Below are 14848 nucleotides of genomic sequence, written 5' to 3' on the forward strand. Positions count from 1 at the left end.
TTCAGTTCTCCTTCTGTTCCAGAATCTGTTCCATCACGGTTTCCATCGGCTTCATGCCCATGGCTTCATAGAATTTCTGCGCATTGATATTCTTTGCCCAAACATTCAGAGTGAGATTGTAGAAGCCCTGCGCAATCGCCCAGCTCCTGACATACTCGTAGAGCTGCTCGCCGACATGCATGCCCCGGCATTTCTCATCCACGCAGAGATCATCGATGAACAGGGTTGTGACATCCTTCATATTATTCGAATGGACCCGATGCTTCCGGATCGTCATGGCGTATCCGAGCACCTGGTCCTCATCATTGACTGCACAGAATACAGGGGTATCCGGGTTCTGAAACATTATCTTCAGCTCGTCCGGAGTGTATTTCACCGTATCAGGAATAAAAAGATCAGGCCTTTCTTCGGCATGAATATTCAGAACCTGCACCAGCAGCTTTCCGATCCCCGGAATATCCTTTTCTTCAGCCATGCGTATCTTCATGAAAAAACCTCCGTTTCGATGAATTATACTGGAGAAGAACATCGCTGAAAAGAGAGGAACCCTATGTTTGCACGCTGGAAAGTGGAAATCTGCTGCGGAAGTCTCCTGGACGTCATGACCGCTTCCAGATTTCCGATTGATCGGATTGAACTGAACTCTGCCCTGGAACTCGGCGGGCTGACCCCGACGATCGCAGAGCTCCGACATGCCCGCAGCTGCACGGATCTGCCGATTGTATGCATGGACCGGCCGAGATCTGCCGGCTTCTGCTATGATTCTGCAGAACTCGAAGTCATGGCAGAGGATGCAGTGATTCTATTGGAGAATGGCGCGGACGGAATCGTGTTCGGCGCTCTGAATCCGGATCATACCGTCCATGAGGAGTTTGTCAGAACCATGACCCGGAGAATTCATGAAGCCGGAAAGACTGCGGTCTTCCATCGGGCCTTTGATGAAACGAGAGATCCCGATGAAGCCTGCCGCACGCTGATTGCCTGCGGGGTGGACCGGATCCTGACAAGCGGTCAGAAGGAAACGGTTCAGGAAGGTGCAGATCTGGTCCGCCATCTCATTGAAACCTATGGAGCTCATATCGAGATTCTGCCTGGCTGCGGTATCCATGCGGACAATATCCGGGAAGTGCTTTCGAAAACCGGTTCGGATCAGTTCCATATGACCGCCAAGAGCATGCGCATGGATACGTCTCCGTATGCCGCAGTCGATGCGAGGAATCTCAATGCAGTCTATCAGGCACTTGGCAGGATCCCTGAATCTCAGCACCTCGTCCTGACGGGCGAAGATCAGGCAATGCTTGAGAATGACCGCTTTGAAGAGGAAGAAGAGCACTATGATGACGAAGAACGCCGCTGATCGTTCAGGAAGGATTCCTGCATGAAGGTCCACGACTTTGCCCTTCTGACTGGCATCAATGCAGAAACCATCCGTTCCTACCGGCTGAAAGGTCTGATTCATCCGGCCCGGGAGAAGAATGGATATTATGACTATACGATCGCAGACTTCGTCGAGCTTGCCTATGTCCGGAAGATGCGGGAATTCCAGGTTCCGCTTCAGAATATTCAGCAGATCTATGAGGGATCCGGGAATGCGGAGCTGATCGGAATCCTGGAAGAAGAAATCTCTGAGCTGAACAAGCAGATCGCGCAGCTGAAGAAACAGGTACGGTTCCTGGAACTGGAATGCCAGCATGTCTCGGAGTCAGACTACCCTTCCAGCCAGGTTCAGGTCATGGAATCCACGGATGAGAAGATCGATTACTATGATCTGAAAGATATCCCGAAAGAACTGCTGGACTCTGCAGGCAGGTACTATCTGACCCAGACTCCCGTCATCCGCATTCCGAAAGAGGTTCTGAACGGCCCGATCGAAGATCGCCGGATCCAGATCCAGACCGGACTTGGCACGTATCTCTTCATGCTGGAAGAGCGTGGAATCCCGGTCAATGAACATGCGGTGATCATCCCGCATGGGAAATGTCTTTCGATGATGGTCCTCATCAGCAACCTGGAAGAGATGGATCTTCTGCAGATTGCTCCGATGATGCAGTATGCAGAAGACCGCCATCTGAAATTTCTGTCAGACACGACGGGATATCTTGCCAGAGTAGAACGAAGAGACGGAAAGATGCTGTACCATTTCCGGATCCGGGCATGCATTGAAATTCACGAGCGCACAAGAAAAGCAGGCTAGAAAACCTGCTCTTCTTTTTAATCTGCTGTGAGATTACTGGTTGTCTTCGTCAATTGCGTTTGCCGCAGTTCTTCCGGAAACAAGCACTTCAACAATCGCATTGCCGCCAAGACGGTTGCCGGCATGAATGCCGCCGGTCACTTCGCCTGCTGCGTAGAGACCAGGAATGACAGACCCATCTGCGTTCAGAACATGGCGCTTTGTATCAACGACCAGGCCGCCCATCGTATGGTGGGTAGACGGTGCCATGACGCGGATTCTCAGAAGCTCGCCTTCCAGCTTGTATTCGCCGCTGTCATCAACGGTTCCGATCGTAGCGTTCCAGGCGCTCTTCTTGATCCCGTCGGAAGGAACTTCATCATTCAGATATGCTTCATCATACTGACGGATCGTATCATAGATTTCTTCCGGAGAAGCTGTCATGCCATACTGATCCAGGACTTCCTGAATGTCTTCCGCACTGGAGACATAGTAGACCCGGTTCTCAACATCGTCATGAGAGATCTCGACAACCTGTCCCTTTTCATACTTGTCATACGGATACGGAATGCCGATTGCCGTATTGGCATTCGTGATTTCGAGGAACACGCCCTTGGTCCCATTGTATTCGACTCCGTTTGCAAATTCACCCAGTGAAAGGACATCACGTTCTGCCGATTCATCAACGAACCGCTTGCCGGTGGTCGGATTGATGTAAACCGCATACTGGCCGCCGCCGAATGCCAGGTTGCCATTGTCAACCCAGGAGATCGGCATCATCTGCGGGAAACCCATACCGGTGAGAGCAGCTCCTGCCTCTTCGCCCATCTTGATGCCATCGCCCTGCAGAGAGGAACGGTTGGTCGTCTTGATGCCGGTGGTCAGATAATCTGGATCCCAGTATTCATTATCATCGACAACCATCTGGATATTCGCAGCATAGCCTCCGGTTGCCATCACGACGCCTTTCTTTGCATGGAGCGTGACCGGAGTTCCGTCATACTGCGTGCCGGTCACACCGGTCACTTTGCCGTCTTCGAGGATCAGATTTTCTGCCTTGGTTCTGGTCATGATCGCATTGCCATCGGCATTCATGACGGTTGTGCTTAACGGCAGGAAGTAGGTGCCCCAGTTGCCGGTCGCCTCTGCGACGCCGTCTTTATCAATATCGCAGCCCATGTTCTGGTTCTCACGATACCAGAGCGCTCCGATCAGCGTCAGCTGCTTGTCATCTGCAAACAGGGATCCCTGGTCTTCGAGCCATTCCTTCAGGCCCTGGCCGTCATTGATGAACTGAGATACCAGATCATAATTGCCATAGATCCATTCAGATCCGTCGGCAGATCTTCTTAATCCTCCGTAATACGTCTGGAAGATATGGAGATTGACCGTGGAGAACAGGGTCAGATCGGACTCCGATGCGCCGGAAGACAGCTTTGGTTCTGCATAGTCGAGATATGCCTGAATCTCTTTCTTCAGAGCCTGCAGCGTTCCGAGGTATTCCTGATGGACTCCCGCCTGAGACAGGGTATCGATTTCGCCTGCCACGTAGTCATGGGTATCAAAGTAAGAAGGATCAAACGGTTTCTCAGACCAGTTCAGAATCGTCTTCAGAACACTCAGCTGCCCCTGGGTAGCCTTGAGCTTCGTATACGTCTTTCCGTTGTAATCCCAGGTTCCTTCGGTCGCTTCCGGATCAGCAGGATCCCAGACGAGATACGGCATCACCGACTGGAACTGTCCGCCGGAGACGAGGGTGTTTCCGCCGATTTCCGCATTCTCTTCGACCACGACGACCGAATCCCCATTCTGAACTGCCTGCGCTGCCGCAGCCAGGCCGGCGCCGCCGCCGCCGATGACGACGACATCATAGGTTTCCTCAATCGGATCGCCAGCCGTATGTTTCACGGTCTTCTTCTGGAATGCAGAGAGATCGGATACGCCAGCCTGTTCTGCCGCATCATCCAGAGCTGCCTTGATGGCTCTGGAGGTGAAGGTCGCACCGGAAACGGAATCGATTCCGGATCCGCCTGCTTCCTTGGCATCCGCAAACATAATGTCATACGCCACATCGCCGACATGAGCAGTTTCGCTGGATGTCTTGACCTGAATGTCATCAATGCCGCTGTCAGAGAACGTGACATCAAGCTCCACCGGGCCATTGTAACCTTCCGAGCTGCCCGTATAAGTTCCTGCCTTGAAGCTCAGAGCAGCATCCGCATCCGCGGCTGCTGTCCCTTCTTCGGTCGCATCAATCGCAGCCTGAACTGCTCCCCTTACGCCGTTGGAAGTCATCGTCGCACCAGATACGCCATCGATGTCGGCACTGCCTGCATCCAGAACCTGCTGCTTCAGTTTTTCCAGCGCAGCTCCGCCGACGGTCGGTGTCTCACTGTCGCCTGTGAGCACGACATCCGTGATCTTGCCATTGTCAAATGTGACATCTGCAGCCACTACCCCGCCGAAGCCCTGTGCTTCGCCATGGTAGGTTCCGGTCTTGCCGGAAGCTGCTGAAGATGATGTTCCCTGTCCGCATCCGCCGAGGCTTCCGAGGACAGCTGCGACTGCGAAAAGTCCGCAGACCGCAGAAGTTGTAACCTTGTTTCCCTTCATTTTTTCCTCCCACCGATTTGTACACGATTTCACAAATCAGGACATTCGTATGTTAAACCCTGTATTGAATACAGAGTCAACGGGAAATCAGAAAAATTCGTGAAATCATGAATAGAATAAAAAAAGCGTTCCCGTTCTTCAGGAACGCCAGGCTGCTGAGTCTGATCAGAGAATCCCGACCCGTCTGTAGATCGTATCCACGTTCTTCGTGTGATACATCGGGTCAAAGCAGTCATCCATTTCTTCTTTGGAAAGAGAAGCCTGCACTTCCGGCACAGCTTCGATCAGATCGCGGAAATTCTTTCCTTCTTCCCATGCTTTAGCCGCCAGCGGCTGCACGAGGTCATATGCCTTTTCTCTCGGCCAGCCCTTCTCAATCAGCTTCAGCATGAATCTCTGAGAGAAGATGATGCCATGCGTCAGCCAGATATCCTGCTTCATCTTTTCCGGGAACACCGTCAGATTCTTCAGGATTCCGCCGAAGCGCACCAGCATGTAATCCAGCAGTTCCGTCGCATCCGGAGCGATGATCCGCTCTGCAGAAGAATGCGAGATATCGCGTTCGTGCCAGAGTGCAATGTCTTCATAGCTCGTTAGCATATAGCCCCTCAGAACTCGCGAACATCCGCAGATATTCTCAGAGCCGATCGGATTATGCTTATGCGGCATCGCGCTGCTGCCCTTCTGGCCTTTGCTGAAATGTTCCTCGACTTCATGAATCTCGGTGCGCTGAAGACCGCGGATCTCCGTAGCCATCTGCTCCAGCGTGGAGCCGATCAGGGCCAGGGTGGCAAAATAATGCGCATGACGGTCGCGCTGCAGAACCTGGGTGGAAATATTCGCAGAATGGATGCCAAGCTGCTCACAGACATAATCCTGCACAAACGGAGGAATATTGGCAAACGTTCCGACCGCACCGCTGATCTTGCCTGCTTCGACATCTGCGGCAGCCGCATCAAACCGTTCGAGGTTCCGCTTCATCTCTTCATACCAGAGCGCAAACTTCAGTCCGAAGGTCGTGATCTCCGCATGGACGCCATGGGTTCTTCCCATCATGACGGTATCCTTGTACTTCAGGGCATTGGCTTTCAGGATTTCCATGAAATCGAGAATATCCTGGCGCAGAATGGCGTCTGCTTTCTGAAAGCGGATGCCATTTGCCGTATCGACGACATCAGTGCTCGTCACGCCATAATGCACCCACTTCTTTTCCTCACCGAGACTCTCGGAAACACAGCGCGTGAACGCGACGACATCATGTTTTGTCTCTGCTTCAATCTCATGGATCCGGCTTACCTCGAACTTTGCGTTTCTGCGGATCGCTTCCACATCCTCAGGCGGAATCTCTCCAAGCTTGCTCCAGGCTTCATCAATCAGGATCTCGACCTCCAGCCATGCCTGATACATTGCCTGTTCGCTCCAGACATCACGCATCACTTTCCTAGAATACCGTTCAATCATTCTTCCGCTCTCCTTTGACAGCACAATTCTACTTACAGCATCCAGCACTTGGCAAGCAGGATTTCATCCAGGCTGAACCCGGAGGATCAATAAAACCCCGGAGAAATTCTCCGGAGCAGATTCCGTTTCCTATCACATCAGAGAGAGGTCTTACCTATTCTGAGATGCTCTGTAGTCATCCAGCAGTTTCTGAGCTTCTGAAAGATCCTGTTCCAGAGTTTCTTTCATCTCCTTGATCTCCTCCGGATCCGCCTGGTAATAGACAAACTCCTGCACCTCGGGATCAAAAAGCGCAATCACGCCATCCTCGCGGGCATGCAGAAAGACGTCCTGCCTGCGATTCAGGAGACTGAATGCAATCTGTACGGTTCCATCTGTTCTGGGCCGCTCTTCCAGCTGCGTGAGCTCAGACGCATCCAGAAAGCCTGTAATTTCTTCCATCATCCGGTTTCTGAGCTTCTGAAAGGAAATCTGCAGAGATTTCGGATATCCCGTGGCAGGCGATCCGTCAATTACCCTGTTGGAATTCAGAGAAATGTTTACGAAACAATAGCCAAGCTCAGAAGACTGGCAGGAGGCAGAAGAATAATCGTAATCTGCAGCCACCTCGATGTTCCATTTCTGATCTTCTGAAAAAGCAGAAAACCGCTGATCTTCAGGTTCTGCAGCAGCAGGCAGTACAAGCACCTGCAGACATAGCATCCCTCCAGCTGCGATGCAGGGAATCAATTTCTTCCCTCTGCTGAATGTGTTATGAATCATAGTTTCCTTCCCTTCCTGATCATTAATCATATTCTCTCTGCTCCGAGCACTTAGCGGTGTGTCAGCACTCTGAAATACTCAGAGACGATCTCTGTTCCGGCGGCTTGCTGGATTCATCAGGCACACCTTTTATCAATCCTCCGGAAATTCAGTTTCCGATTGACCGGATGTTCGTTTTTTTATAGCCGAATTCTTTCGCTCTGTCAACTGCAAAAGAATGACTGGTCCATATCCATGCCAGCAGATCCTGTCTTGCAATTCATGAAAGGAAATTCCCCTCGAGCGGTATAATGGACCAGGACTCACTCATTTATGCGCAAATACCTTGAAACGATCAAGAAAGCCCGGATCTTCCGCGGAATTCCGGACAATGAATTTGAAACCATGCTGGAAACCCTTGATATCCAGCTGAAGCATTATTCCGAAGCACAGATCATCGTCCGCGAAGGACAGCGGATTCATCGCGCTGCCGTCCTTCTGGAAGGAAAAGCAGTTCTCTATCAGGATGACTTCTGGGGCAGATACCAGGAACTCACCGTGATCGAACCAGGCGATCTGTTTGCGGAAAACTATGCCTGTGCCCGCAATCTGCCTGCTGACTGCAGTGCTTCGGCGAAAGAGCCATCGGTGGTGCTCTGGTTCAGCATCCAGGACCTCATTTCAGACCAGAACGGCAGCCCGTTCCGGGAGCTGATCCTGAAGAATATGCTCAGCGAGCTAGCCAGACGGAATATGAACCTTTATGCGACGATCCGCCATGTCAGGCCTCAGAAGACCAGAGAAAAGCTTCTTTCCTATTTATCAGAAGAAGCATTGCGGGCTCATTGCGCGGAATTCGATATTCCCTATGACCGCAGACAGCTGGCCGAGTATCTTGGCGTCGAGCGCTCGGCGATGTCTTCCACCCTGTCCTCCCTTGCAAAAGAAGGCTGGCTGAAGACAGAAAAGAATCATTTCATCCTGCTGAAAAGACCAATGGATCATCTGCCGGAATGACCATTGAAACAGAGGAGGATCTGAAGTCGGAAGGCTTTCTCCCTATAAAAAAGCACAGGCTGAAAATTCAGAAGTGCATCGGAGTCTGCAAACCAGTATCGGGGAGGAGGAAAGGCCTTCCCGTTTCATTTTCCATTCGGATGCGCTTAAGATCTTTAGAGGATAGAAAAGAGATCAGAGACAGGCTTCGATGATCCCGGCGCTGAATTCTGAGGAATCCCTGCTGGCCTGGCACATAATACAGTTTCTCAGGATGCGCATTCATAAAGGCGATGGCTTCCTGATTCATGAAGGATAAATGATAAAAGAGACTCAAGTAAAAAAAGACCCTTCAGTCCTAATAGACAGACTGTAAGGTCTTTTACGGATCATGCGATTGCTCGCACCATTCAGAAGCCCTTCTTATTTGCCGAGAATGCTGTCGGCTTCTTTCTTTGCGCCTTCCAGATCGCTGCAGGCAATCAGGATCACCGTGCTGCCATTGTCTTCCACGACAGCATTGTCGAGCTTGAATACCTCATCCGGAAAATAGTTCTGCATCTGCGTTTTCGCAGAATCGAGATACGTCTGAATCGCTTTGCGGCAGGAATCCGCATCCGTAGTTTCAAATACGCCGACCACATCGGCAGACTTGTCATTGGCAATATAGACTGCAGACTGCGTCACAACGCCTTCATCGAAGAAGAACAGACCGGAGACAATCCGATCCTGGACCTGGTCCATATGATCTGAAAGATTCAGATCTTCGACGATTTTCGCTGCATCAGAAGCAGGATCTGCGGCAGCAGCAGCTTCCGCAGAAGATCCGGATGAGCATCCTGCCAGCAGGAACAGTGCAATCATGCTAGTCACAAACTTCTTTAACATAGGTTTCCCTCCTTACGATATGTGTCGCAATATAATCCTCAAAGGCATGAGCCCCTTCCGGCGTGAAGTGCAGACCATCCGCAACATACTCATCCTTGATCGTTCCATTCTCGTCATCCAGCCCGTTATCGGTATCGAGATAGTAGAGATAGTTCTGCTCTGCCATGCTGACAAGCCGGGAATTGATCCACTGCAGATGCTCGCTCAGTTCAGGTTCTTCCAGTCCCGAAATCGAATCAGGGTGGTACGTCAGAATAATATAGATGGATGCGTCCGGGTTATGGTTCAGGATCTCCGTTACCACCGACTGGTACTGCTCAATCCAGCCGTCAAAATACGACTCCGTATTGCGGATCTCATTGATGCCGAACATCAGGTAGATATTCTGACGATCGGTTTCCTGAAGAATCTGTTCCAGGGTGACGCCATCCTCATGGTTATCCGCTTCTGTCGTTCCGATCAGAAACAGGTTCAGAGAGGTCACATATTCCACCTGGGCATTCTTATGAGTGCCATAGAGATACAGAGAACCCATGCGGGAATCCCCTGCAAAGAGCGCAGAATCGTAGTAGCTGTCTTCTATCGCCTCAGAAGCAGGCACCGGATCTGCATATGGATAATAATCAACCAGACGGCAGGCATACTTTGCTGGTTCCGAAGAACCAGAAGGTGCTGCAGACGCTGCTGCAGTTTTGCCGCCGCAGCCGCTGATCAGCAATGCCAGCGCAATCAGACTCGTGATCTTCTTCATTGCCGGAACAGATCTTCACTTTCTTCTTCCTGCCCGAACTTCGGCAGTTCCGGCAGTTCCTTGAGACTCATGAGCTTGAACGAGTTCATGAACTCTTCCGTCACTTCATAAAGGATCGGCCGGCCTGGCGCATCGCTGCGTCCATTCTCCCGGATCAGATCTCTTGCCAGCAGCTTTCTGAGCATCATATCTGCACCGACACCGCGGATCTCTTCGATTTCCACCCGGGTGATCGGTCCCTTATACGCAATGATCGCCAGCGTCTCCAGGGCTGCTTGCGACAAGGTGGCAGCCTTGCCCATCTGAAACAGCTTTCTGGCATAATCATGCACGAATGATTTTGACAGAAACCGGTAGATCCCGCCGAACTCCGTCACTTCAATGCCATAGGCATCCCCGGAATACCGTTCTTTCAATCCCGCAAACAGCTCTTCGCACCGCTCGCTGCTGACGCCAAGCGTTTCTGCTGCCTGCTCAAGGCTGATTCCATCATCGCCAACCAGAAACAGAAGGCCTTCAAGGATCGCTTCGCCGCGTCCTTCTTCCTGATTCAAGGAAGCATCTGCTTTGTCAGAACTCTGCCCGAAGGCGGATTCTTCTGCAGGAGTTTCTTCCGGTTCAGAAGAGTTCTCTTCTGCTGAAACCAGGATCCGGGCCTCTGATTGCCTACCTTCTGTTTCTTCGATCTTCTTTTCTTCACTCATGCTAACCCTGCTCCTCTGGAAAACCAGATTTCATCCTGATCATTGACTGTGAAAACAAGTGTATGAAGACGGGCAAGATCAAGTACCGCAAGAAAAGTTGCGATGAACATCGGCAGATCATGCACATCTTCCAGAAGCTGTTCAAAGCGGAAATTCTGCGGCAGATGATCCAGCCTCGCCCGGATTTCCAGTTCCCGGTCTTCCATGGAGATTTCTTTCCTGGTGAATTTCGTTTCAATCGGCCGGCTCAGCTGCATCCGCCTCATCACCCGCATCATCGCCCGCATCAGCTCATATGGATTTCCTTCATAATGCGCAGGTTCCTGAGACTGATCAGACCATTGCTCGCTTTCTTCCGAGAGCGGCTTGCCAAGCAGTTCCTGGCGGTCTTCATACATCTGCTCCAGGGTATTCGTCACTTCCTTGAACTGCTGATATTCCAGGAGTCTTCTGACCAGACGGTCCTTCGGATCTTCTTCATACGTATCCGGATCATCTTCGGTCTGCTGCGGCAGCAGCTTCCTGGACTTGTATTCAATCAGTTCGGCAAGCTCCACGAGATACTCGCTGGCAACCTCCAGATGCAGGTCATTCATCGCATTCAGATAGGAAATATATTCATCGGTCAGGACATTCACGTCCAGATCGAAGATATCGAGTTCTTTTTCCTTGATCAGATGCAGCATCAGGTCGAGCGGACCTTCAAACTGATCGATCGTCACCTTGAATTCTTCCATGTTCTGATTCCCTGTGAATTATAGCAAAAAGGCAGGAAGAGCTCCATACTGCAGGGGCCTCTCTCACCTTAAGAATCCTAGAGAAAAGACAAAGAAATGAGGCCGGAATCACTCCAGCCTCACGCCTTTATCCGACGACGATATTGACAATCTTGTTCGGAATCGCGATCACTTTGCGGATCGTCTTCCCTTCCAGGTACTTCTGAACTTCCGGAAGCTTCTCAGCCTGGCTGATCAATTCTTCCTTCGGTGCATCCTGGGCCGTTTCAAACTTTGCCCGGACTTTGCCGTTGATCTGAACGACAATGACCGCCTTCTGCATGACGAGCTTGGATTCATCATAGGCCGGCCATGGCTCATAGGCAATGGAACCTTCCTTGCCAGTCAGATCGGAATACAGCTCCTCGCCAAGGTGCGGAGCGAAGCAGCTAAGCATCTTCACGAAGTTCTCGGCCATCGTCCGGTTCAGCTTCCCGTTCTTGTACACTTCATTGACGAAGATCATCATCTGCGAGATCGCGGTATTGAAGTTCAGCGTCTCGATATCGCTGGTGACTTTCTTCACCGTGAAGTTGTACACATAATCCAGCTCCGGCGTCGCCTCATCCGTGATCATTCCTTCCGTCGTGATCATGCGGTAGACACGCTCCAGCCACTTTCTGGCCCCGTCCATGCCCTTGTCGCTCCACGGGAGGGATGCTTCCAGAGGACCCATGAACATTTCATACACGCGCAGCGCATCTGCACCATGGCTTGCGACAAGTTCATCCGGGTTCACGACATTGCCGAGAGATTTCGACATCTTGACCCCATTGGAACCGAGGATCATGCCCTGATGGAACAGTTTCTGGAACGGTTCAGTATTGGACACGACACCGCAGTCATGCAGCACCTTGTACCAGAACCGCGAATACAGAAGATGCAGTACCGCATGTTCAGCACCGCCGATATACAGATCTACCGGCAGCCAGTGATCCATGAGCTTGCGGTCTGCAATCGCCTTGTCATTATGCGGATCCAGATAGCGGATGTAGTACCAGCAGGATCCAGCCCACTGCGGCATGGTATTGGTTTCGCGCTTGCCCTTCATGCCGTCAATCGTGACATTCAGCCAGTCCGTGCAGTTGGCCAGCGGCGACTCGCCGTCTGCAGAAGGCTGATAATTGTCCGTTGCCGGCAGTTCCAGCGGCAGATTGTCTTCCGGGACTGCTCTCAGGGTTCCGTCTTCCATATGGATGATCGGAATCGGCTCGCCCCAGTAGCGCTGACGCGAGAACAGCCAGTCTCTGAGCTTGTACTGAATCTTGCGCTGACCGACCTTGTTTTCCTCAAGCCAGTCAATCATCTTCGCAATTGCTTCTTCCTTGCCCAGACCATTCAGCCATTCGGAGTTGATATGCACCCCATCGCCAGTGTAGGCCTCTGCTTCGATATTGCCGCCCTCCAGAACCGGAATGATCGGCAGATGGAACTTCTTTGCAAACTCATAGTCACGCGTATCATGCGCAGGCACTGCCATGATTGCGCCGGTACCATATGTAGACAGAACATAATCCGAAATCCAGATCGGAATCTCTCTGCCGTTGACCGGGTTGATCGCATAGGCCCCTGTGAAGACACCGGTCTTCTCCTTGTTCAGATCCGTCCGGTCCAGATCGCTCTTCTTCGCTGCTTCCAGCTGATATGCCTTGACGGCTTCTTTCTGCTCTGGCGTCGTGATGAGATCAACAAAAGGATGCTCCGGCGACATGACGCAGTACGTCGCCCCGAACAGCGTATCGCACCGGGTTGTGAACACTGTGAATTCCTTATCAGTATTCTTGATCCTGAAGATGACTTCAGCACCGACGGACTTGCCGATCCAGTTGCGCTGCATATCCTTCGTGGACTGCGGCCAGTCGACCGTATCCAGATCATTCAGCAGCTGCTCTGCATAGGCCGTGATTCTGAGTACCCACTGGCGCATCATCTTGCGGTATACCGGGTATCCGCCGATCGCCGACTTGCCTTCGATGACTTCCTCATTTGCCAGCACGGCACCGAGTTCCGGGCACCAGTTCACCGGCATCTCTGCCGTATAAGCCAGTCCTCTTTCGTACATCTTCAGGAAGATCCACTGCGTCCAGCGGTAGTAGTCCGGATCGCACGTGCAGATTTCCCGGTCCCAGTCATACGAGAATCCCAGCGACTTGATCTGATCGCGGAAGTGATCGATGTTCCGGTAGGTGAATTCACCCGGATGATGTCCGGTCTTCAGGGCATACTGCTCGGCGGGCAGGCCGAAGGCATCGAATCCCATCGGGTGCATGACGTTGTATCCCTGCATCCGCTTCATGCGGGCAACGATGTCGGTTGCAGTATAGCCTTCCGGATGTCCTACATGCAGGCCCTGTCCGGACGGATACGGGAACATATCCAGGACGTAATACTTCGGTTTCGAGAAGTCATAGGCTTCGGTCTTGAAGGTTTTGTGATCTTCCCAGTACTTCTGCCACTTCTTCTCAATCTTCTGATGATCGTACATGAGTTTCCTCCATCTCTCTTTCACGCTCCGGGAAAACAAAAGACGCCCCGGAGATTCTAAGGACGTCTTTCAACGCGGTACCACCTTAGTTCACAGCCATGCTGTGCGCTTTTCAGTGCCATTATCGCAAGCCCTGTCTGCGGCCGCTCCCGAGCCGAGTTCAGCATCGTTCCGGTTCAGGTTTCACCAGCCCCTGACTCTCTTCTTCCGGAAACAGACCGCCTACTGCTGCCCGTTCTTCGCAACACAAGCATTCTAACAAGTTTGAAAGTCAAAAACAATCACCGTTTCTGATTGCTCGTCCCGAACAGAATCGGCAGGCCATTATACAGATAGCAGCCCAGAGCACCATAGGAATGCGAAGCCCCCTGCTGCAGACGCCAGAACAGATTCTCTTCCGTGAACGTGTCTGTCTTCCTCATCTCTGTGACCTGTTCTTCCATCGGCGTCAGGAAATAGTCATCAGAACCGCTTTCCGCAACGATCACGAAATCCGAAGAAGTATATCCCTGATCGCTGACCGCCTGGGCAAGCAGTTCTGCCACTGCTGCATAATCCGTTTCCGCTCCGTCGGTCTTCGTCTTCCAGCAGTCCCCGCTGAGGGAAAGAAAGCCATGAAAGAGATCCAGATTCTCGAGGAACTCATACCAGGTCGTAACACCGCCCATCGAGAAGCCGCCGAAATAGTGATCATTCCGATCAGAAGAAATCCGGTAGTTCTCCAGGAGATACGGAAGCAGATCATTCCTGGTCTCCTGGGCAAATGGCTCCAGTTCCGTCTCGGACTTCTCCCAGGAAGCGGATTTATTCCTGGTGTCAAAGGTAGGCGTCACAACGATGCAGGCAGGAATCATTCCATCAGATATCATATGATCCATCACATTCACGACCGCCCCGTCTTCCGCGGTGAAGATCGTCGAACCATTGCCCTGCCAGCCATGCATCAGAATGATCAGCGGATAGGAATCGCTGCTGTCCGAATAGCCGGACGGGAGATACACTTCTGCTTCCTTGCTCAGGGTGCTGCCATCGCCATCCGTATAATTCAAGGCAGAATACGTGATGGATTCCACCGTTCCGCCATTCTCCATCGCTTCCAGATACGTTTCGGGCAATGCTTCCGCATCCATGTCTGCGATCACTTTCGGCTCCGGAACCGAAGTCGCAGAAGGAGTCGGGCTGAAAGAAGGAACCGCTGCTGCTTCGGAAGCAGAGTGACAGCCGGAAAGAAGAAGCACAGCGATCATGATCAGAACTCTC

The 14848-nt window shown here is 51.9% G+C and carries 13 protein-coding genes; 3 read left to right on the forward strand and 10 right to left on the reverse strand.

Translation table 11 applies throughout. From position 1 onward, the window contains the following. Position 1: 1 nt before the first annotated feature. On the reverse strand, positions 2–487 hold the full coding sequence (locus tag C7E00_RS08355) for a GNAT family N-acetyltransferase (RefSeq protein ID WP_105303855.1): 486 nt from the start codon (positions 485–487) through the stop codon (positions 2–4). Positions 488–550: 63 nt separating this feature from the next. Here C7E00_RS08355 and C7E00_RS08360 point away from each other — a divergent pair, with 63 nt between their 5' ends. After that, on the forward strand, positions 551–1357 hold the full coding sequence (locus C7E00_RS08360; protein WP_105303856.1) for a copper homeostasis protein CutC: 807 nt from the start codon (positions 551–553) through the stop codon (positions 1355–1357). Between the two features lie 21 nt (positions 1358–1378). Then, a complete protein-coding gene (locus tag C7E00_RS08365; protein WP_105303857.1) occupies positions 1379–2194 on the forward strand; it encodes a MerR family transcriptional regulator in 816 nt (271 codons plus the stop codon). A gap of 33 nt (positions 2195–2227) precedes the next feature. On the opposite strand, the gene C7E00_RS08370 is transcribed toward C7E00_RS08365, so the two are convergent. From C7E00_RS08370 to C7E00_RS08380, 3 genes are all read right to left on the reverse strand, one after another. Further along, entirely contained in the window at positions 2228–4786 is a 2559-nt protein-coding gene (locus C7E00_RS08370) for an FAD-dependent oxidoreductase (RefSeq protein WP_105303858.1), read from the reverse strand. Positions 4787–4951: 165 nt separating this feature from the next. Further along, positions 4952–6247: an adenylosuccinate lyase gene (purB, locus tag C7E00_RS08375; protein WP_105303859.1), complete on the reverse strand. Its 1296-nt coding sequence runs from the start codon at positions 6245–6247 to the stop codon at positions 4952–4954. 150 nt (positions 6248–6397) lie between these two features. Continuing rightward, positions 6398–7039 carry a hypothetical protein gene (locus C7E00_RS08380; protein WP_105303860.1) on the reverse strand — a complete coding sequence of 214 codons (642 nt, stop codon included), beginning with the start codon at positions 7037–7039 and terminating at the stop codon, positions 6398–6400. A 282-nt stretch (positions 7040–7321) separates the two neighbouring features. On the opposite strand from C7E00_RS08380, the gene C7E00_RS08385 reads away from it, so the two are divergent. Beyond that, a complete protein-coding gene (locus C7E00_RS08385; protein ID WP_105303861.1) occupies positions 7322–8005 on the forward strand; it encodes a Crp/Fnr family transcriptional regulator in 684 nt (227 codons plus the stop codon). Between the two features lie 402 nt (positions 8006–8407). On the opposite strand, the gene C7E00_RS08395 is transcribed toward C7E00_RS08385, so the two are convergent. The 6 genes from C7E00_RS08395 to C7E00_RS08420 form a co-directional block, all read right to left on the reverse strand. Next, positions 8408–8872 carry a DUF4358 domain-containing protein gene (locus tag C7E00_RS08395; protein ID WP_105303863.1) on the reverse strand — a complete coding sequence of 155 codons (465 nt, stop codon included), beginning with the start codon at positions 8870–8872 and terminating at the stop codon, positions 8408–8410. Further along, a complete protein-coding gene (locus C7E00_RS08400; RefSeq protein WP_105303864.1) occupies positions 8850–9623 on the reverse strand; it encodes a DUF459 domain-containing protein in 774 nt (257 codons plus the stop codon). Before C7E00_RS08400 ends, C7E00_RS08395 begins: the two co-directional genes overlap by 23 nt. Beyond that, on the reverse strand, positions 9620–10327 hold the full coding sequence (gene scpB, locus C7E00_RS08405; RefSeq protein WP_105303865.1) for an SMC-Scp complex subunit ScpB: 708 nt from the start codon (positions 10325–10327) through the stop codon (positions 9620–9622). The genes C7E00_RS08400 and scpB overlap by 4 nt, the downstream gene beginning before the upstream one ends. Then, a complete protein-coding gene (locus tag C7E00_RS08410; protein WP_105303866.1) occupies positions 10324–11064 on the reverse strand; it encodes a segregation and condensation protein A in 741 nt (246 codons plus the stop codon). The genes scpB and C7E00_RS08410 overlap by 4 nt, the downstream gene beginning before the upstream one ends. A gap of 127 nt (positions 11065–11191) precedes the next feature. Further along, the gene (leuS, locus tag C7E00_RS08415; protein WP_105303867.1) at positions 11192–13588 is read right to left on the reverse strand and encodes a leucine--tRNA ligase; all 2397 of its coding nucleotides are present in this window, start codon (positions 13586–13588) and stop codon (positions 11192–11194) included. A 281-nt stretch (positions 13589–13869) separates the two neighbouring features. Further along, positions 13870–14835 (reverse strand): alpha/beta hydrolase, encoded by a 966-nt coding sequence (locus C7E00_RS08420; RefSeq protein WP_154503493.1) that lies wholly within the window; start codon positions 14833–14835, stop codon positions 13870–13872. Between the last annotated feature and the right edge of the window lie 13 nt (positions 14836–14848).

The organism is Anaerolactibacter massiliensis (assembly GCF_900290205.1).
Lineage (GTDB): Bacteria > Bacillota_I > Bacilli_A > Erysipelotrichales > Erysipelotrichaceae > Bulleidia > Bulleidia intestinalis.